The organism is Brachyspira hyodysenteriae ATCC 27164, from assembly GCF_001676785.2.
GTDB classification, from domain to species: Bacteria; Spirochaetota; Brachyspiria; order Brachyspirales; family Brachyspiraceae; genus Brachyspira; species Brachyspira hyodysenteriae.
This window is the reverse complement of sequence record NZ_CP015910.2, coordinates 465,274-486,683: the sequence shown is the minus strand read 5'-3', so window position 1 is coordinate 486,683 and position 21,410 is coordinate 465,274. Positions and strand designations below refer to the sequence as shown.

Below are 21,410 nucleotides of genomic sequence, written 5' to 3'. Positions count from 1 at the left end.
GAGGTATATAATAATATGGATAATACAAATACTTATCATAGAGCCAAAATATGGCAAATAGCATTCTTTGCATTTAACAATACTGCAACAAATTTATATATGTTCTTTATGTTTTTTATATCATACTATGCTACAGGAATGTTAGGATTAGGAGTAGTTTTAGTATCTACACTACTTACAGTTATGCGTATTTGGGATGCCATAACCGATCCTTTTGTAGGGTATTTACTTGATAAAACAAATGGAAGATTCGGAAAAAATAGACCTTTTATAGTAGCAGGAAATATTGTAATGATAATATCTTGTATAATAATGTACAAATTTGTATATAAAGCACCTCAAAATATGAGGCTATTATTTTTCATTTTAGTTTATGCTGTTTATATTATAGGATATACTTTACAATGCGTTGTTACAAAATCAGCACAAACTTGTCTTACTAATGATCCTAAACAAAGACCTTATTTTACTATATTTGACGGAAGTTACAATGTTGTATTATTTGCCGGTATGCAGATTGTAGTTTCTAAAATATGGATACCAAAATACGGCGGTTTTAATGCTGACTTTTTTAATACTTTCTTAATATTTACTATAATTGTATCAGGTTGTTTATCAGCATTGGCTGTAATAGGATTATGGACTAAAGACAGAACAGAATATTTCGGACTTGGAAAGCCGCAATTAATTACATTTAAAGATTATTGGACTGTTATAAGAAAAAACAGAGCAATACAAATGCTTGTAATTGCCGCTTCTACAAGTAAGCTTTTTGTTACTATACAAACTAACTCTATAGTTTTAGTTATGCTTTATGGTATAATATGCGGAAACTATGCACTTAGCGGTGAAGTATCTGCTATATATAGTATACCAAGTATAATTATTATAATATTAGGTATGAAATTTGTAGCTAGCCGTTTAGGACAGAGAAAGGCACTTCTATTCGGTACTATAGGATGTATAATTTTTGCGGCATTATTAGCATTATTATTTATATTTGGAGATCCTAAAACTATGAGCTTTACAAATCTCAATTTCTTTACTATAGCGTTTATTGTATTATGGATACTTATGCAGGGATTTGCTGGAATTTCAACAAATATAGTTATACCTATGACTGCTGACTGTGCTGATTATGAAACTTACAGATCCGGAAAATATGTTCCTGGTTTAATGGGTACATTATTTAGCTGTGTTGATAAAATCATATCATCTTTTGCCACTACTATAGTTGGTTTATTAATAGCCATGATTGGATTTAAAGAAACTCAGCCTACTCCTGACACTCCATATTCTGCAGCTATTTTTTGGGTAACTATGTTCTGTGTATTCTTTGCTCCTATGATTGGATGGGTACTTAATATTATAGCTATGAGATTCTATCCGCTTACTAAAGAAAAAATGGAAGAAATACAGGGAGCTATAGCTGAAATAAAAGCTAAAAATTCATAAACAAGAATTTTACTTGACTATTTATATTATTTTATTAAAATACTAGTATACCAATATAGGATATATTATGAAGCTAAATATAGAAAATCTAAATAATAAAACTTTTTTTGAAAATGCTGATATAAAAATACCTAAATATGATATAAAGCAGATTAGAAACAATACTTCTGAAAAACCAACTTGGGTTCATTTCGGAGCAGGAAATATATTCAGAGGTTTTATAGCAAGGATAGCAGATACTCTCTTGAATGATAATATAATAGATACTGGTATAATAGCCATAGATACGCATGCTGCCGGAAGAGATGATGATTATGAAATGATTAATAAAGTTTACAAGCCTTTCGATAATCTCACTCTTCTAGCATCTATTAAAAGCAGCGGAGATATAGATAAAAAAGTTATAGGAAGTATAACTGATGTAGTACATGCCGATTTTATAAATAGCTACGAAGAATTAAAAAAAATATTTATATCAAATTCTCTTCAAGTAGCAAGTTTTACTATTACAGAAAAGGGTTACTCTATAAAAGATTTAAACGGCGATTACAACATTACAGTTAAAGAAGATATTAATAATGGACCCCTAAAATCAAAAAACATTATGAGTATCTCTGCTGCTATGCTTTTAGAAAGATACAAAAACGGTGCCTATCCTATAGCTATGCTTAGTATAGATAACTGTTCAAATAATGGAGATAAATTAAAATCATCTATTATAGAAATAGCTAAAGAATGGATAAAAAAAGGATTTGCTGATGAAGGTTTTATAAAATATCTTGAAGATGATAAAAAAACTGCTTTTCCTTTAAGTATGGTTGATAAAATCACTCCTAGACCTTCTGAAATTATATCAAAAAAATTAGAAGAAACAGGGCTTGAAGAAATGTCAGTATTTAAAGTAGGACATAATAATATGGCCGCTTTTGTTAATGCTGAAGTTCCCGAGTATTTAGTTATCGAAGATTTATTTCCTAATGGAAGAGCAGAATTTGAAAAAGCAGGAGTATATGTAACTGACAGAATAACTGTTCAAACATCAGAGAAAATGAAAGTTACAACCTGTTTAAATCCTTTACATACAGCTTTAGCAGTATTCGGATGCTTACTCAATTATGATTTTATCTATGAAGAAATGAAGGATCCTATATTAAAAAAATTAGTTGAGAAAATAGGATATGATGAGGGCATGAAAGTAGTTGCTGATCCGAAAATTTTAAACCCAAGAGATTTTATAAAAGAGGTAATTGAAGAGCGTTTAGTAAATCCTTATATACCTGATTCACCAAAAAGAATAGCTACTGATACCTCTCAAAAAATTCCTATAAGATACGGAGAAACTTTAAAATCATACATTAAAAATGGACTTGATACTTCTTCATTAATAGCAATACCTTTAACTATAGCAGCTTGGCTAAGATATTTAATGGGTATTGATGATAATGGAAAAACAATGGAAATAAGCCCTGATCCTATGCTTGAAGAATTACAAAAACATATCAAAAATATTCAATTCAAAAATAAAGAGAGTATTGGAAATAATTTAAAGCCTATACTTTCTAATAAAGTTATATTCGCTGTTGATTTATATGATAAAGAAATAAATCTTGGAGAAAAAATAGAAAGGTATTTCAGTGAGATGATATGCAGTGAAAATGCTGTAAAAGAATGTCTGAATAAATATATAAATTAATTAAAAACGAAGGAGAATTTTTATTATGATAATGACTTTAAGATGGTTTGGAAAGAATTTTGATTCTGTAACTCTAAAACAAATTAGACAAATACCAGGAGTAAAAGGGGTTATAACAACTCTATATGATAGTAAAGTGGGAGATGCTTGGAAAGAAGAAGATGTAAAAGCTATAAAAAAAGAAGTAGAAGATGCCGGATTAAAAATATATGGTATAGAAAGCGTAAATATACATGATGATATAAAAATAGGACTTCCAAGCAGAGATAAATATATAGAAAATTACATAAAAACATTAGAAGTTTTAGGTAAAGAGGGAATTAATTTAGTATGTTATAATTTCATGCCTGTATTTGATTGGACTAGAAGCGATTTAGCTAAAGTAAGACCTGACGGCTCTACTGTTTTATCTTATGATCAGGATATAATAGATAAAATAGATCCTCAGAAAATGTTTGAGCAAATTGATTCAAATTCTAATGGTTTTGTCCTTCCTGGTTGGGAGCCTGAAAGATTAAGCAGATTAAAAGAACTTTTTGAAATGTATAAAGGTATTGATGATGAAAAGTTATTTGAAAATTTAAAATATTTCTTAACTGCCATAATGCCTACATGTGAAAAATACAATATAAAAATGGCTATACACCCTGATGATCCTGCTTGGCCTGTATTCGGACTTCCTAGAATAATAGTCAATAAAGAAAATATATTAAGAATGGTTAATAGTGTTAATAGTCCTTGTAACGGCATAACATTATGTGCTGGTTCTTTGGGCTCTAATCCTAAAAATGATATACCTGATATAATAAGAAGTTTAAAAGGCAAAATTTTCTTTGCTCATGTAAGAAATTTAGAGCATACAGCACCAGGTAAATTCCAAGAAGCAGCTCACTTATCAAGCGACGGATCTATGGATATGTTTGCTATTATGAAAGCATTTTATGATATAGGTTTTGAAGGTCCATTCAGACCGGATCATGGAAGAGCTATATGGGATGAAGTATCTATGCCTGGATACGGACTTTATGACAGAGCATTAGGAGCAGTTTATTTACAAGGCTTATGGGAAGCTATAGAAAAGATGGGTAAATAATTAGATATATATTCCTTGCAATACTTTTATAATAATATTTTATAAAAGTATTGCTTTTATTTTATAGGAGGAAATATTATGAAAACTTTTATGGATAAAGATTTTTTATTATATAATGAAACAGCAAAAACACTTTTTTATAATTATGCTTGCAAATGTCCTATATTTGATTATCATTGTCATTTAAATCCAAAAGAAATTGCTGAAAATAAAAAATTTAAAAATATAACAGAGATTTGGCTTTATGGAGATCACTATAAATGGAGAATGATGAGGGCTAATGGTATAGATGAAAAATTTATAACAGGCGATGCATCCGATTATGATAAGTTTATTGCTTGGGTAAAAACAGTTCCTAATTTAATAGGAAATCCTCTTTATCATTGGAGTCACTTGGAGCTTCAAAGATACTTTGATATTCATGAAGTGATTAATGAAGATAATGCTGATACAATATGGGAAAAAGCTAATCAAAAATTACAAAATATGACTGTAAAAGATATTCTTAAAAAATTTAAAGTTCATACAATAGGTACTACTGATGATCCTACAGACAATTTAGAATATCATAAATTAATAAATGAAGGAAAAGCTCAAATAGGTAAAATTTATACGAAAGTAGTTCCATCTTTTAGACCTGATAAAGCTATAAATATAGAAATGCCTGATTTCAGCGATTATATAAAAAAGCTAGAAAATGCAAGCAAAATAAATATAAAAGATATAAACTCATTAACTGAAGCTTTATATAATAGAATAGATTATTTTAAAAGTTTAGGATGTGTTTCAAGTGATTGTTCATTATCTATAGTACCTTTCAATTTAGACGATGAAAAAAATATTGATGCTATTTTTAAAAAGGCTATGAACAAAGAATCATTAAATTTTGAAGATATAGAAAAATATAAAACATATATTCTTATAAAATTAATAAAAAAATATAAAGAATCAAATTTAGTTATGCAAATACATATTTCCGCTATGAGGAATAATAATGAAGTAATGTTTAAAAAATTAGGTGCTGATACAGGTTATGATTCAGTGGGAGATTCTAATATCATAGAAAAATTATCATTTTTATTAAAAACGGCCAATAATGATGGAGGCTTACCTAAAATTATTTTTTATAGTCTTAATCATAAAGATTATTATCCTCTTTCAACTCTTATGGGATGCTTTCAAGAAGGCAGTATAAAAGGAAAAATGCAGTTAGGTTCTGCTTGGTGGTTCTGTGATAATAGAGACGGAATGGAAGAGCAGATAAAAATCCTTGCCAATACTGGATCATTAGCTTTATTTGTAGGAATGCTTACTGATTCAAGAAGTTTCTTATCATATTCAAGACATGAATATTTTAGAAGAATATTATGCAATATTATAGGAGAATGGGCAGATAAAGGTGAAGTTCCTAATGATATTAAATATTTAGGAAGTATAATAGAAAATATATGTTTCAATAATTCTAATATTTACTTTAATAATTAAGTATGATAGATTATAAATTATAGTTTTATATTTTATGGAGTTTATTATGTTGGAAAAATATATACAAAATAAAATAATACCTGTAGTAGTTGTTGAAAATGAAGAAGAAATAAGAAACATAGCAGAACTTTGTTTAGAATTTCTTCCTTCTATAGAATTAACTTTAAGAACAGAATACGGATACAAAGCTTTAGAAATATTAGCTAAAGACTACCCTACTCTTCCAAGAGCAGCTGCTACAGTTTTGAGTACTGAACAAGTTGATAGAATACTTGATTTAGGAACAAATATAATAATAAGCCCAGGATTTCAGCCTGTTATGCTTGAATATGCTAAAAATAAAAAATATCATTATATACCTGGTGCTGCAACTCCTGCGGAACTTGAGCAATGTTTAGCTTACGGACATAAATATATAAAATTCTTCCATGCTGGTTTATACGGCGGCATTAATTGGATAAAAAATATAGCACCTGTTTATCAGCATACAGGAGTAAAATTTATGCCTTTGGGTGGTGTAAGTATTGATAATGTAAAAGAATATCTTCAAAATAAAAATGTATTTGCATGCGGAGGTTCTTGGTTATGCCCTAGAAACTTAATGGAAGAAAAAAACTGGAGCGAAATAAAAAGAAGATTTGAAGAGGCTAGTAAATTAATAAAAGAATTAGAAAATTAATAAAACTTTTTATATTTTGCCATGTACTTTATATATAAGTGAATATAAATTTATATAAAATAAATTTGCATTCACTTATTATTTTTTGTATAATTTATATATTATAATTTTTAATATAATAGGATAATATATAATATGATTAGTGAGGAAAACAAGTATTTTTATAGTGCATTAAATAATATTCAAAATAAAAGATATAATGAAGCTATTGATGATCTGCTTAAAGTTATAGAAGTAGATAGTAATAATTTGGATGCTTATCATAATTTAGCAAGAATTTATTATGATATAAAAGATTATGATAAAGCAATAGATACCTATAATAAATCTATAGAAATATATCCGCATGATAGTGATGCATATTATTACAGAGCAGAAGTTTATATTGATAAGGAAGATTATGATAAGGCTATAGAAGATTTAGAAAAAGTTATTTTAAAAAATAAAGCCTATTCTGATGCCTATTATTTAATGTCTGTGGTATACAGAAAAAAGAAAAAATATAAAAAAGCAATAAAATATTTAAAAGAAACATTAGAATTCAATCCTGAAGATTATATAGCATATTATGATCTATACAAACTATACAATATACTTTCAAAACATGAAAAAGAAAATGAAATAAAAGAAAAGTATATTCTTAAATCTAAAAAATATTTAAAAAAGTCAGCAGATTTAGGATATGAAAAAGCTATAGAAAAACTTAATAATATATAAAAATTATAATATTTTAATTATAAAAAAAGAATTACTTGCAATATTATAAATATAAACTATTATATAATAATAGGAAATTATGGTAAATAAGGAGATTATAATATGTCTAAAAAAGTTTTAGTACCCTTAGCAGAAGGAGCTGAGGAAATTGAAGCTGTAACTATCATTGATATTTTAAGAAGAGCAGATATAGAAGTTGTAACTGCTTCTCTTACTGATAATTTAGAAGTAAAAGGTTCTCATAATATTTTTTTGAAAGCAGACACAACTTTAGAAAAAATAATGAATTATGATTTTGATGCTATAGCTCTTCCAGGCGGAATGGGAGGAATGAATAATTTAAAAGCAGATATGAGAGTTTTAGAAATACTTAGAAATATGTATGAAAATAAAAAGCTAGTATCTGCAATATGTGCTTCTCCTATAGTATTAGGTGAGGCTGGTGTTATAAAAGGAAAATATACTTGCTACCCTAGCTGCGAAGTGCATGTAAAAGGCGGCGAATATGTAGAAAAAGATTTAGTTGTTTGTGATGATAATATTATTACTTCTAAAGGTCCTGCCACTACAGTATTCTTTGCTTTAGAAATAGTAAAATATTTAAATGGATCTAATGAAGAATTATCAAATGCTTTATTAATACCATTAATTAAATAATTATAAGGATCAAAAATTGAAAGTTATTATACCAGCAGCCGGAGAAGGCACTAGATTAAGACCGCATACTATAACAAAACCTAAACCAATACTTCCTATAGCAGGTTCTACCATTATAGATTTTATAATGACTGAAATATCTTCTATACAGGATTTGGATGAAGTTATATTTATAGTTGGTTATTTAAAAGATCAAATGATTGAATATCTAACTAATAAATATACAAATATAAAACTTACATTTGTAGAGCAAAAAGAGTATAAAGGTTTAGCTCATGCAATATCGCTTACAAAAGAGCATATAAAAGATGATGATAAAATATTTATTATATTAGGAGATACTATATTCAAATTAAATCTTTCAAATATAGTAAGTAAAAATGAAAATTCGCTTGGAGTATGTGAAGTTGATAATCCAAGCAGATTCGGAGTGGCAATATTGAATGAACAAGGTGTTATAACAAAATTAGTTGAAAAACCCAAAGAACCTATAAGTAATTTAGCTCTCACAGGTATGTATAATATAGTAAATACTAAAGAATTATTTGAAGCTATAGATTACATTATAAAAAATGATATAAAAACTAAAAATGAATATCAGCTTACAGATGCTTTAGAATATATGATAGAAAAATCAATAGTATTCAAAACATTCAAATTAGACGGCTGGTATGACTGCGGCGAAAAATCTACCATGATAGAAACAAATAAATCTATTATAAAACATGATATATTAAGCAAGGGTATAAAAGACACTGCTATAATACCTCCTGTATTCATAGATAAAGATGTAAAAATAGAAAATTCTGTAATAGGACCGTATGTACATATTGGAAAGAATTCTAAAATAGAAAATTCCATATTAAAAAATAGCATTATATTTGAAGAAGTAAATATATCTAATGCATTTATGGATAATTCTATAATATCTGAAAAGGTTACATATAAAGGAAAAACTCATTCAATGGATATAGGTGCTTCCATCACTATAGAACAAAATTAATTTCTTTATTATAAAAGGATAAAAAGGAAGTCATATTGACTTCCTTTATTTTTATAAAGTAGCATTCATAAAAGCCATTACAATAAACTGCAGAAAACTTACAAATAAAAATATACCTGTATCCATCATCAAAAGTGAATATGGATAATTAGTAAGAAGTATTGAGAATCTCACTTTATCTGCTATTATAAAAGATGAGTATGTTAAAAATCCTATGAACAATTTTATATGAGCTTTTAAAGGAACAAAATTAAAAAATATCATAAAAAACAATGCTATTAATAAACTTTGAAGAAAAGAAAAAAATTCAAAGTAATACATCATTTTTATTCTATTATTCCAATTACGAACCCCTGGCAATATTTCTCTTCTATAATAAAATTTTTTAACTGATTGAAATTCTGATATGAATCTAGTAGCTAAAAATCTAACTACATAACAAGCTAAAACAAATTCCAAATATTTTACTATTATATTTTCCATAATCAAAAATTATATAAATACCATTCATCACAATTATTACAAAAATCTAATTTTTTGCAAACATTATCAATAAAATAATTTTCAAGACTTTTCCATATATTTTCTAAATTTTCTTCATATATGGAAGCTATTTTCTTTTCTTTGTTTATATCGAATCGGCAAATATAAACATCTCCATAACTATCTATAAATAAATCCCTAGATAAATGCCAGCATCCTATATTAATTAAAGGAGCCATATCACCTACTCTATTATCATCTATAATACCTCTATAATTATAATATTTCTGCATTATTATATCTATTTTATATTTATCAAAATATTTATAATATGAAGCTAAATAATCAAAATTATCTTTTTGCTTTGTTATCTGTAAATAAGTATTTTTAGGCTCTCTAAGCAAATAATAATCTATATTAGATATAGTAGTTTTTATATCCCCATTATCATATATCTTATTATAAACTTCTTCTTCCACAGTATCTAAATGTATAATAACATGAAGATTATTCCTTTCTGACTGCATAGATAATAATCTTTTAGCCTTATCACTATCAAGAAGCAATGCATTAGTTTCTAAATATACATTAACATTTTTATTTCTAGTAGCATATTCTAATATCTCAAAAACATCTTTATTTAAAAGCGGTTCATAATAACTGCCTATAGACATATGAAAATCACCGCAAAAATCATAAATCTTATCATATATACTCTTAAACTCATCTAAAGTAATATTTTTTTCTTCTTTTGAAATTTCATTTTTTATAGTTTCATTTTTCAATAAATATTTATTTAATACATTTTGTCTGTTATTAATATCTATTTCTACAAATGAAGGCAATGTTCTTCTAATGTTTGGATTTTCTTCTATTGCCTTAACCATTTCATTATAATCTTTATAATTAATAAGTTTTTTTATTAAAATAGCATTTCTTTTACTATCAGCAAAAAGTGAAAGTCTGTAATATCTCATATCATGTTCAGATATAAGTATTTCTATTTCAAAAAAGTTAGGATCAACGAATACAATATTATTTATAGCATTTTCAGATACTTTAATATCTTTTGTTTTTATAATATTAAATAACTTTTCAAAAGCAGTTCTTCTTATTATAAAAGGTACTATGCCTGCAGGATAATTTTCACCATAACTAAAATATGATATATTTTCCTCATGTATCTTAGTTAATTTAACTGTTTCATCTTCATTAAATAAAGGCATATTACCAGGTATATAAATTATATTGTCATAATTTTCACTTTCTTTATATATGTTATTTAAATAATTTTCTATTATTTCAAGATCATTATTCTCTATATATTTAACATCACAGTTTAATTTATCTTTCAAAATATTAATTTTATCATTGAAGATATTATCAAATTCTTTAGAAAACTCATTAGAAAAAGTTTTATCAGCTAATATTAAAAAACTCATCTTTTACCTCTTATAAAATTAATTAAATATAATCCATAATATTATCAGGACTTCTTGATATCAAACCGCATACTTTACATATATATAAACTCTTTTCTATATTGTTATCATCATAATAAAAAGTATCTATATCATGCAAGTTATTAATATCATTATTTATTAACTTAGATAAATTAGAAGCCCCGCAATAAGAACATCTATAAATTAAATCTTCTGATATATCATCTATATATATTCTTTCAAATCGTTTATATTTTGATGAAAATCTTATTCTGTTATTTATATATCTATGCGGAAAAATTTCTATATATTCATCTAAAGTTATTTTTTTCAAAGAATTAGATTTTATATCATCTATTTCATTTTTACCTATCATTAAAGCACTGAACTGATTCATAGAAATATTATGTAAATTAATTAAATCATTAAATTTTTCATTAGTAAGTTCATAATTATCCAAAGTTATATATTCAGGATAATCGCTTACAATAAGTTTTAATTCTTCTCTATTTTCTTTAAAATATCCAAATTCACCAAATAAATATTTATCATCTTTATGATAAGCAAATAACCCAATCAAGGAATCATCAGTTTCATAACTATCATTTCCTCTATAAGAATAATCAGCATATAAAACATTATCAAAACTTTTTATATATCTAATAACAGGATCATCATCATATAATTTATGAATAATTTTTTCTTCGCCTAATATATTTTCTATATCTTTCATAAATAACTCATAAAGTATTAATCAGAATATGAAGCAAGCATATCCTCTTGCTCTTTTTTAAATAAAGCATCAGTTATCTCTGTAATTTCACCATCCATAAATCTATCCAATTTATAAAGAGTAACATTTATTCTATGATCTGTAACCCTATTTTGAGGGAAATTATAAGTTCTTATTCTCTCACTTCTATCACCTGAACCAATCTGTTCTCTTCTTTCCTTAGCTTCCTTAGCCTTTCTTTCAGCCTCTTCTTTCTCATATATCCTAGCACGAAGAACTTTTAATGCCTTTGCCTTATTCTTATGCTGACTCTTTTCATCCTGACACTGCACAACCAATCCTGTAGGCAAATGCGTAATTCTAACAGCACTATCAGTAGTATTAACAGACTGTCCTCCAGGTCCGCTCGAACGGAATATATCCACTCTTATATCTTCATCTTTTATAACAACATCGCTTTCCATAGCTTCAGGCATAACAGCAACTGTAGAAGCTGATGTATGTATTCTTCCTCCTGACTCTGTAGCAGGTATTCTTTGTACGCGATGAGTACCGCTTTCAAATTTTAATGTTCTATAAGCATCTTTACCGGATACTGAAAATATAACCTCTTTATATCCTCCAAGCTCAGTAGGACTAGTATCTATTATTTCCATTTTTAAATTAGTTCTTTCTATAAAACGAGTATACATTCTAAATAAATCGCCTACAAATAAAGCAGATTCATCTCCTCCTGTACCTACTCTAATCTCAACTATAATATTCTTTCCGTCATTTTTATCTTTAGGAAGTAAAAGAAGTCTAAGCCCGTTTACTATATCTTCTTTCTTTTGATTAAGATCCTCTATCTCTAATAGCGCCATGTCTTTAAGTTCTTTATCAGTCTCAGGATTATTAACCATTTCATTAGATTCTTCTATCTCTTTTAATACTACTTTTAATTTTTTATATTCTTCTACAATATCTTCTATTTCTGATTTTTTTTTCATCAAATCCTGTATAACTCTATTATCCTTTATATTAGCATCATTAAGTTTCTGCACTATATCTTCATAAGTTTTTTCTACCAATGACAGTTTATCAATTATTGACATAAAATAAATTTCACTCCAAAAAATAAGTATAATTATATACAAATAATGATATTTATCAACTATTATAATTTTTGACAACTATTAAAATTATTTACTTACACTATTAAAATTAGCCTTAAAATCTATATTAACATGGGTATAATTAGAATTAATAGTAGAACCTATTATTATACTGTTAGGATAACTCCAAGTTCTTAAAGGTATATTGAAATATCTTAAAATATCCTGAGATTTTGAAAGCTGTATTGTAAATACATAATCAGGATTAATATTTTTAGATATTTGAGTTTTTATATAACTATCTAAAGACTCTCCGTCATAAACGCTGTCTATAATTGTTTCTATAGCCTTTTCATTCTCACTTACAAAATATACTTTATCTACAAAAGTATAATAGAACATATTTCCATTATTTAAATCATAAGAATATATATAACGGTTATTATAATTTCTTTCTTTTTTGATAAGATTAGGATATTTTTCTAATAATGCCACCTCCAATTTAGGAAGCAAAGCAGCATCATTTTCTATATTAAAAATCATCACAGGATATATCAATTCAGATCTTTTTGATTCTATATATGCTACAGCCATCTCCCCATACAAATCATTTATAATACTTCCAAATGAATAAACATCATTCATCTTTGTAAATAAATTGTATAATTCAGAATATAATTTATTATTATGATCCATTTTTAAATCATTGTACATTATAGGATAAAGTCCTGCCAAATATGATTTCAAAGCAAAATACATAACAGTTCTTTCTTTAGGTAAATAATTCTGTATATCTATTTGTCCCTCTAAACCATAAAGAGAATATCTTTCAGATCCGCCATATTCATAATCAACAAAAATATCCATTAATCCATTATCATTATTTATTTTTGCATTTCCATATATAGTATATGCATTGTTAAAATATTGTAATGGTGTGAATAATAAAGAGCCTTCACATTTATTATAATCAAATAGTTGTTTGTTAATATAGAATGAAATATCTGACTCATATTTATTTTCAACATTATTAAGTAATTCTACTTCATCAATACCGCTTGCATCAGAATTCAAAAAATCAATCAATTTTTTTACATGATTGTAATTTTTAGTAATTATCAAAAGTCCTTTATAGAAAGTAAAAAAGAAATAAGGACTTCCATTATCTAAAGCATATATTTTATTTCCATTATAGTTAACTTTTTTCAATTCATAAGTAATATTATCTATAGTCAAACTTTCAGAATTAAAAAATGAACTGAATATAAATGAATTTAATCTTCCTATATCAAATAAATAAAATATTTCTGAGTTATCTAAATTTCCATTATATCCCCAAAAAAGTAAAGCAGAATTTCTTCTCAACATAGGTTTAGAAGCCATTTTAATAAAAAAATTATCATTTGTTCTTAATCTGTCTGCAAATGCACCTGCTTTTCTAAGTAAAATAGAAAAATCATACATAGATTCATCATGAGATATTCTATAAGCATATATGGAATCAGAAAATTTAAGTATACTTTTATCAAGACTTTTAACGCTTACATAGGCAATATTATCTTTAGGTATTTTCACTTCGGACATATCTTTTTTATGAAGTCCATAAGGAAAGTATCCAAATATAATAAATAAAGAAATTATTACAATTAATATAATAGATAATATAAAAAATAACTTAATCTGTCTTTGTCTTTTAATACTTACCATAAAAAATTATTTCCTTATTTATATTATCTATATTATTTTTATCTTCGTCAAAATTTAAAAATGGTTTAATAAAAAACCGATTCAAGTTTATCACCTGAATCGGTCTTTATTATATAGATTAATAAATAATTATGGTATCATTATTTATTAATAGATTCAACTATAGCGTCTACTAAAGCGTCCATTTCACCAACGTTAGCAGCTTTCATAGAAGAAGAAACAGAAACTTGTGCATCTAAGATTTCACATTGTTTCAAGTTATTTTCAATGAATTCTTGCATTAAAGCACCAGATTTAGGAGCCCAAGAACCATTTTCTATGATAGCGAACTTACGTTTTTGAACGTTAAGAGCTCTCATATCATCTAAATAGTTATGCATTGGAGGATAAATATTAAGGTTGTAAGTAACAGAAGCTAATACAACGTGGCTTAATTTGAAAGTATCAGCGATCAAGTAAGAAACGTGAGTGCTAGATACATCATGCATAGCTATATTAGTAACACCTTTTTCAGCCAATTTAGCAGCTAAAACGCCAACCATATTTTCAGTATTACCATACATAGAAGCATATACGATTAATACACCTTTTTCTTCAGGCTCATAAGTACTCCATTTGTTGTATTTATCAAGGATATAACCTAGATTGTTTCTCCAAATAGGTCCATGTAAAGGACAGAACATTTTAATTTTGTCAATAATTCCGCCAGCTTTTTTGAGCAAGTTTTGTACGTGAGGGCCATATTTACCAACGATGTTAGTATAATATCTTCTAGCCTCATCTAACCAATCTCTGTCGAAGTTAACTTCGTCATTGAATAATCTTCCGTCTAAAGCGATGAAAGAACCGAAAGCGTCAGCAGAGAATAATACTCCATTAGTAGTATCAAAAGTAACCATAGCTTCTGGCCAGTGTACCATTTGAGCAGCTACGAAAGCAACTTCGTGTTTACCGAATTTTTTGCTATCGCCTTCTTTTACTTGTTCTTTTTTATCTTCAGGAATAGTGAATCCAAACTGATCCATGAACATGAAAGCTTTTTCAGTAGCTATAACTTTAGTTTCAGGGTGTCTGATTAAAACTTCATCTATAGAAGCAGCGTGGTCTGGTTCCATGTGGTTAATAACCATATAGTCAAGTTTTTTACCGTTTAAAACATATTCTAAGTTATCTAAGAATTGTCTGCAAACAGCCCAGTCAACTGTATCAAAAAGAACTGTTTTTTCATCTAAAAGAACATAAGAGTTATAAGAAACACCTTTAGTTAAAGGGTGTACATTTTCAAATAGAGCCAAGCGATGTTCATTCGCTCCAACCCAATATAAATCTTCAGTAACTTTTCTAACGCAATGCATTATTTTCCTCCTCAAAAAAATTATTAAAATTATTTATAACTTAAGCCTTAATGAAGTTAGCTTTTTCTTCACTACATTCAGGACATACCCATTCCTCTGGAAGAGCTGTAAAGTCTGTACCTGGAGCTATTTCAGATTCTGGATCACCAATGAATGGATTATACTCATAACCACAACCGCTACATACATAGATTTTAGGTAATTCGATTGTTTTCTTAGGAGTAATCTTTTTCATTTTCTTATATGGTACTTCTGCAGGTTTCTTAGCACCAGTATCAAGAGCTTTAGTAAGTAATGGAAGGATTTCTTTAACATCTCCAACTATACCATAGTCAGCATTTTTGAAGATTTTAGCAGAACCTTTAACGTTGATAGCTACAATGATAGAAGCGTTTTTGATACCTTTCAAGTGTTGGTTAGCACCTGAAATACCGCAAGCTATATATAAGTTACCATTGAATTTCTGACCTGACATACCAACATATCTGATGATAGGTAAGTATTTCAATTCTTCAGCAACAGGGCGAGAACAACCTATAGCAGCACCAGCAGCTTTAGCTAAGTCCTCAACAAGTTTCATGTTTTCTTTAGCACCGATACCTTTACCAGCAGAAACAACTCTTTCAGCATTAACGATAGGTGTATTAATGTCAATACCTACAGAGAAGTCAATTCCATCTTTCTTAAGAGCAGCTACTAAAGCGTCAACTTTATCTTGAGCTGAACCTTCTTTGAAGATGATATTTCTTCTTTCACCAGTGATAGGACCTTTTTTAGCCATAGGACCAGCAGCAGCAACAGGAGATTTAGGCATTTTACCAAGTATAGCAGCAGAAATAACAACTTTTTGTATTTCACTTGTACCTTCATAAATAGTACAAATTTTAGCATCACGATAAGCTCTTTCTACTATATAAGCACCTTTAATATATCCGTTACCGCCATGGATTTGAAGAGCTTGGTTTACAACTTCCAAACCTATTTCAGAAGCGTATAATTTAGCCATAGCAGATTCAGTACCATAAGGTTCATGTCTGTCTTTCATAGCAGCAGCACTGTAGATAAGAAGTCTAGCAGCACGTAATTTAGTAGCCATATCAGCAAGTTTGAAAGCGATAGCTTGTTGCTGAGCGATAGGACGTCCGAACTGTATTCTTTCTTTAGAATAAGCTACAGCAGCTTCATAAGCACCTTGAGCGATACCTAATGCTTGAGCAGCAATACCAATACGACCGCCGTCAAGAGTCTGCATAGCAATTTTAAATCCTTGTCCTTCTTTACCAAGCAAGTTTTCTTTAGGAACTTTAACGTTATCGAAAAGTAACTGAGCTGTAGCAGAAGCACGAATTCCTAATTTGTCGTATTTTTCACCAAATTCAAAACCTTCCCAACCTTTTTCAACTATGAAAGCACTGATACCTTTAGTTCCGATACCAGGAGTAGTAACAGCGAATACTACATAACTTTCAGCTTCTATAGAGTTAGTTATGAATATTTTCTCACCATTCAATATATAGTGATCACCTTTTAATTCAGCAGTAGTTTCTGTACCGCCAGCATCAGATCCAGCTTCTGGTTCTGTTAAACCGAAAGCACCTAATCTTTTACCTTCAGCAAGAGGAACTAAATATTTTTTCTTTTGTTCTTCAGTACCGAAAGCGTAGATAGGATAACTACCTAAAGAACAATGAGCTGATAAAATTACACCCATACTTCCGTCTACTCTTGAAAGCTCTTCTACAGCTATAGCATAAGCAATATTATCAAATCCTGCTCCGCCGTATTTTGTTTCAAAAGGCAAACCCATTATATCTAATCCGCCTTTACCTAATTGTTTTACAGCTTCTGTTGGGAATTTACCTGTCTGATCGTGCTCATGAGCTATTGGAGTTACAACTTCTTCAGCCCATGCCCTAATTTTGGCACGAAGTTCTTCATGCTTTTCTGTTGTTTTAAACATTTGCTTCTCCTTTAACAATATTATTTATTTAATAGTATATAAAAATGATCATCAATATTCAAATTTATTTGTTACTCTTTCTCCAAATTTTTGCTTTTTCTGCCTCTTTTATTAAGCCATCTCTCAAATCAGGGTGTGCTATAGAGATTAAAGCCTCAGCTCTTTGCCAAGTAGTTAAACCTTTTAAGTTAACTTTACCATATTCTGTTACTACATAATGAGTATTAGCTCTAGTATCTGTAATTACAGTACCATTAGCAAAACTTGGAACTATTCTTGATTTTAATTGTCCGTCTTTTCCTGTTACTGTTGAAGATAAGCAGATAAAGCTTTTTCCGCCTTTAGATAAATAAGCTCCTAATACGAAGTCTAATTGTCCGCCTGCTCCGCTTATATGTTTGAATCCTGTTGATTCAGCACTTACTTGTCCGAATAAATCTATTTCTACAGCATTATTTATTGACATAAAATTGTCTATAGAAGAAATTACTCTTACATCATTAGTATAATCTACAGGAGCTGATAAACATTCAGGGTTATTATGTATATAATCATACAATTTCTTAGTACCAGCACCGAATGCATAAGTTTGTCTGCCTTTATCTATATTCTTTTTAGAACCTGTAATTTTGCCTGCTAAAGATATATCAACAAAAGCATCAACATACATTTCTGTATGAACACCTAAATCTTTCAAGTCTGATTCTGCTATTAATGAACCAACAGCATTAGGCATACCGCCTATACCTAATTGTAAACAAGCACCGTTAGGTATTTCTTCCACTATAAGTCTAGCTACTGTTTTATCTACTTCTGTAGCACCGCCTGCTGGCATTTCTTTTATAGGAGTGTTGCTTCCTTCTACTATCATATCTACTTGATTGATATGTACAGCTTCTCCGCCTATATTAGCAGCACCTAAACATCTTGGCATATTTTTATTTACTTCTACTATTACGCATTTTGATCTTTCTATTAAAGCCTGCATATGTGAAGCATTAGGACCAAAGTTGAAATAGCCGTTTTCGTCCATTTCTGATACTTGGAACATAGCTACATCTATTCCTCTTGGCAACTCTCTATAATATCTAGGCATTTCTGAATAACGAATAGGATCATAGAAACAAAAACCTTTATCAACTGCTTTTCTTTCTAATCCTGACATATGCCATGAATTCCAAGTTATATGTTTTTCAGGATTCTCTATCTTAAAAATTTCAGGCTCCCACATTAATATACCGCCTCTGAAATTAAGATCTGTTAATTCAGGCAATCTTTTTGCTAAAGCTTTATCCAAATCTATTACTGTAGCAGTAACCCAACCATAGTCAATCCAATCACCAGATTTTATAACTTTGACTGCTTCATCTGCAGTTGTTAATTTTTGTTTATATAAGGCTTTGAAATCCATGAAATACCTCCGATTAATTTTTTAATAGTTATTTTAATAAACTCTAGTATAGTAAAATTAAATTCAATTGTCAATTGAATTTTCATTTGCGAGCATTTTTTTTAATTTTATTTATAAAAAAATTTATTTTATTTAATTTTTTATTCTAAAAGATACATTAATAAATAATATTTATTGTGAAAAATATATGTTTTAAATTGTAAAATATAAAATATTAAAATCTTTTTATTAAAAATAAAGTTACTAATATTAAAATTATACTGTTTTGTTTAGTTTATCATCTCTATTTTAATGTATTCATATACATTAAAATTCCAATTTTTATAATAATTTCATATTTATTATCTAATTTATATTAATATAAGTCATTTAATTAATATAATTATACCGGGTATTAGTATACAATATAAATTAGCTATAAATTTGATAAAAAAATAATAATCAATTTAATAAATATTACTAATATGTAATAAATACTAATAATATACAAAAATTATATCATTATTTTAAACTATTATACAAAATATAAATCACTAATTCTTATTAAAAAAAATATTAACGACATTATTAAAGACATTATACAAATAAATTTATACTATATCAAACTTTAAATATATTTATAATAATAAATAGCAATAAATAATAATTATATATTATAGAATTATGTTCAATATTTACAATATATTGACTTTATACAAAATAGAATATAATATTATATTGTAACAATTTTATCAGGAGGCATCTGTGAATATAAAAAAAATATTATTTATTTTTACATTGCTTATAATAATTTCCTGTAATAAAAAAAGTACTGTAATAGATCCGAAAAGAGATATAATAATTAATATGGGAAGCGAGCCTGTAACTATAGATCCTACACTAAACTCCATAGGGGTAGTAGGTACTTATATATTACATGCTTTTGAAGGCCTTACAAAAATAGACAAAAATAATAATATTATCCCTGGTATGGCTGAAAGATGGGATATTTCTGAAGATGGAATGACTTATATATTCTATTTAAGAACTAATGCAAAATGGTCTGATGGTAAGCCTGTAACAGCAAATGATTTCGAATATAGCTGGAAAAGGGCTTTAGATAAAAAACTTAACTCTTCATATTCATATATGCTTGATATAATAAAAAATGCCAAAAATATCAATCTTGGTATTATGGATATTAGTGATTTAGGTGTAGAAACTATCAATGATACTACATTAAAAGTGGTATTAGAGACACCTTCTTTGTATTTCTTAGATTTTCTGGCATCTTCTGGAGTATTCCTGCCTTTAAGAAAAGATATAATAGAAAAATATGGTGATAAATGGACATTAAAACCAAAGACTTATGTATGTAACGGACAATATATACTTAAAGAGAGAATAAAAGATGAAAAAATAGTATTTGAAGAAAACCCTTTCTATTATGATAAAAATGAAATAATAGCAAAAAGACTTACTTTTATACCAAGTGCAGATGTTTTTGATATGGTAGAAAAAATACGAAACAATGAATTGCATTTCTCGGCTTTAGAGCCTTCTCCTGGTGAAATAGAATATCTTATTGAACAAGGATATATCAGAGCAAATGACGCTATAGGAACAATTTATTTGGAATTGAATATAACTAATAATGCATTAAATGACAAAAAGGTAAGACAGGCTTTATCATTAGCTATAGACAGAAAATACTTAATAGAACATGTAGTTAAAGGAGCTCAAACACCGGCAGGAGCATTTGTACCGCCTGCCGTAAAAGGGGAAAGATTTTATTTTAGAGAAGAGTCATCAAATTTTATAAATATCGATAAACATAATGAAAATATAATAAAAGCCAAAGAATTAATGGCTGAAGCAGGATTCCCTAATGGGGATAATTATCCTATTTTAGAGCTTAAAGTATCTCCTGGTTTATTTTATGAAGTAGGAAAAGCCATACAAACAATGTGGAAAGATAATTTAAATATTGATGTTGAATTAATTGAAGAAGAATTTCCTGTTACATTACTTGCTCTTACAAAAAAGAAATATCAAATTGCAAGAATGGGTTGGACTGGAGATTATCATGATCCTATGACTATGCTTGATGTTATGGTTAGCTACGGAGGAGTCAATCATTCAGGATTTTCTAATGCTCAATATGATAATCTAATAACAGAAGCTAAAACAATATACACAAATAATGGATTAAGAATGGAAAATATGAAAAAGGCTGAAGCTATACTATTAGATGAAATGCCTATTATACCTTTATATTATAGATCTGATTCATTTATAGTGTCTCCTAATCTAAAAGATCTTGTTTTAAATCCATTTGGAAGACATAGATTTAATTATTGCTATTTAGAATAATAATAAATAAATTACATATTTTATCAATATAAATTTGTACTTTTTATAATTTTATACTACAATATAGTATCTTTATAAAAAGGGTAAATAA

Annotated in this window: 17 protein-coding genes; 9 read left to right on the top strand and 8 right to left on the bottom strand. The window is 27.8% G+C overall.

Annotated features, from left to right (window positions below; all coding sequences use genetic code 11):
* Window positions 1-15 precede the first annotated feature (15 nt).
* From BHYOB78_RS02225 to BHYOB78_RS02190, 8 genes are all read left to right on the top strand, one after another.
* Window positions 16-1,455 carry an MFS transporter gene (locus BHYOB78_RS02225; protein WP_020064329.1) on the top strand — a complete coding sequence of 480 codons (1,440 nt, stop codon included), beginning with the start codon at window positions 16-18 and terminating at the stop codon, window positions 1,453-1,455.
* A gap of 67 nt (window positions 1,456-1,522) precedes the next feature.
* Window positions 1,523-3,148: a mannitol dehydrogenase family protein gene (locus tag BHYOB78_RS02220; protein ID WP_020064330.1), complete on the top strand. Its 1,626-nt coding sequence runs from the start codon at window positions 1,523-1,525 to the stop codon at window positions 3,146-3,148.
* Window positions 3,149-3,173: 25 nt separating this feature from the next.
* Window positions 3,174-4,241: a mannonate dehydratase gene (gene uxuA / locus BHYOB78_RS02215; protein ID WP_020064331.1), complete on the top strand. Its 1,068-nt coding sequence runs from the start codon at window positions 3,174-3,176 to the stop codon at window positions 4,239-4,241.
* 78 nt (window positions 4,242-4,319) lie between these two features.
* Window positions 4,320-5,726: a glucuronate isomerase gene (gene uxaC / locus BHYOB78_RS02210; RefSeq protein WP_012671727.1), complete on the top strand. Its 1,407-nt coding sequence runs from the start codon at window positions 4,320-4,322 to the stop codon at window positions 5,724-5,726.
* Between the two features lie 46 nt (window positions 5,727-5,772).
* Entirely contained in the window at window positions 5,773-6,405 is a 633-nt protein-coding gene (locus tag BHYOB78_RS02205) for a bifunctional 4-hydroxy-2-oxoglutarate aldolase/2-dehydro-3-deoxy-phosphogluconate aldolase (protein ID WP_012671726.1), read from the top strand.
* A gap of 135 nt (window positions 6,406-6,540) precedes the next feature.
* On the top strand, window positions 6,541-7,122 hold the full coding sequence (locus tag BHYOB78_RS02200; RefSeq protein ID WP_012671725.1) for a tetratricopeptide repeat protein: 582 nt from the start codon (window positions 6,541-6,543) through the stop codon (window positions 7,120-7,122).
* A 102-nt stretch (window positions 7,123-7,224) separates the two neighbouring features.
* Window positions 7,225-7,779 carry a DJ-1 family glyoxalase III gene (locus BHYOB78_RS02195; RefSeq protein ID WP_028331317.1) on the top strand — a complete coding sequence of 185 codons (555 nt, stop codon included), beginning with the start codon at window positions 7,225-7,227 and terminating at the stop codon, window positions 7,777-7,779.
* A 16-nt stretch (window positions 7,780-7,795) separates the two neighbouring features.
* The gene (locus BHYOB78_RS02190; RefSeq protein WP_012671723.1) at window positions 7,796-8,782 is read left to right on the top strand and encodes a sugar phosphate nucleotidyltransferase; all 987 of its coding nucleotides are present in this window, start codon (window positions 7,796-7,798) and stop codon (window positions 8,780-8,782) included.
* A gap of 51 nt (window positions 8,783-8,833) precedes the next feature.
* Here the strand turns inward: BHYOB78_RS02190 and BHYOB78_RS02185 are convergent, their stop codons facing one another.
* The 8 genes from BHYOB78_RS02185 to BHYOB78_RS02150 form a co-directional block, all read right to left on the bottom strand.
* The gene (locus tag BHYOB78_RS02185) at window positions 8,834-9,265 is read right to left on the bottom strand and encodes a hypothetical protein (RefSeq protein WP_020064332.1); all 432 of its coding nucleotides are present in this window, start codon (window positions 9,263-9,265) and stop codon (window positions 8,834-8,836) included.
* 2 nt (window positions 9,266-9,267) lie between these two features.
* The gene (locus BHYOB78_RS02180; protein WP_012671721.1) at window positions 9,268-10,707 is read right to left on the bottom strand and encodes a spiro-SPASM protein; all 1,440 of its coding nucleotides are present in this window, start codon (window positions 10,705-10,707) and stop codon (window positions 9,268-9,270) included.
* Between the two features lie 22 nt (window positions 10,708-10,729).
* Complete coding sequence (locus BHYOB78_RS02175) at window positions 10,730-11,440, bottom strand: hypothetical protein (RefSeq protein WP_012671720.1); 711 nt, start codon at window positions 11,438-11,440, stop codon at window positions 10,730-10,732.
* Window positions 11,441-11,457: 17 nt separating this feature from the next.
* Complete coding sequence (prfA, locus tag BHYOB78_RS02170) at window positions 11,458-12,534, bottom strand: peptide chain release factor 1 (RefSeq protein ID WP_020064333.1); 1,077 nt, start codon at window positions 12,532-12,534, stop codon at window positions 11,458-11,460.
* A gap of 87 nt (window positions 12,535-12,621) precedes the next feature.
* Window positions 12,622-14,241: a hypothetical protein gene (locus BHYOB78_RS02165; RefSeq protein ID WP_012671718.1), complete on the bottom strand. Its 1,620-nt coding sequence runs from the start codon at window positions 14,239-14,241 to the stop codon at window positions 12,622-12,624.
* A gap of 140 nt (window positions 14,242-14,381) precedes the next feature.
* Window positions 14,382-15,596 (bottom strand): FprA family A-type flavoprotein, encoded by a 1,215-nt coding sequence (locus BHYOB78_RS02160; RefSeq protein WP_012671717.1) that lies wholly within the window; start codon window positions 15,594-15,596, stop codon window positions 14,382-14,384.
* Window positions 15,597-15,636: 40 nt separating this feature from the next.
* A complete protein-coding gene (locus BHYOB78_RS13680; RefSeq protein WP_012671716.1) occupies window positions 15,637-17,556 on the bottom strand; it encodes an acyl-CoA dehydrogenase family protein in 1,920 nt (639 codons plus the stop codon).
* 64 nt (window positions 17,557-17,620) lie between these two features.
* Window positions 17,621-18,967, bottom strand: a complete 1,347-nt coding sequence (locus tag BHYOB78_RS02150) for a butyryl-CoA:acetate CoA-transferase (RefSeq protein WP_012671715.1) — start codon at window positions 18,965-18,967, stop codon at window positions 17,621-17,623.
* A gap of 744 nt (window positions 18,968-19,711) precedes the next feature.
* Here BHYOB78_RS02150 and BHYOB78_RS02145 point away from each other — a divergent pair.
* The gene (locus BHYOB78_RS02145; protein ID WP_020064334.1) at window positions 19,712-21,319 is read left to right on the top strand and encodes a peptide ABC transporter substrate-binding protein; all 1,608 of its coding nucleotides are present in this window, start codon (window positions 19,712-19,714) and stop codon (window positions 21,317-21,319) included.
* The last annotated feature ends 91 nt before the right edge of the window (window positions 21,320-21,410 follow it).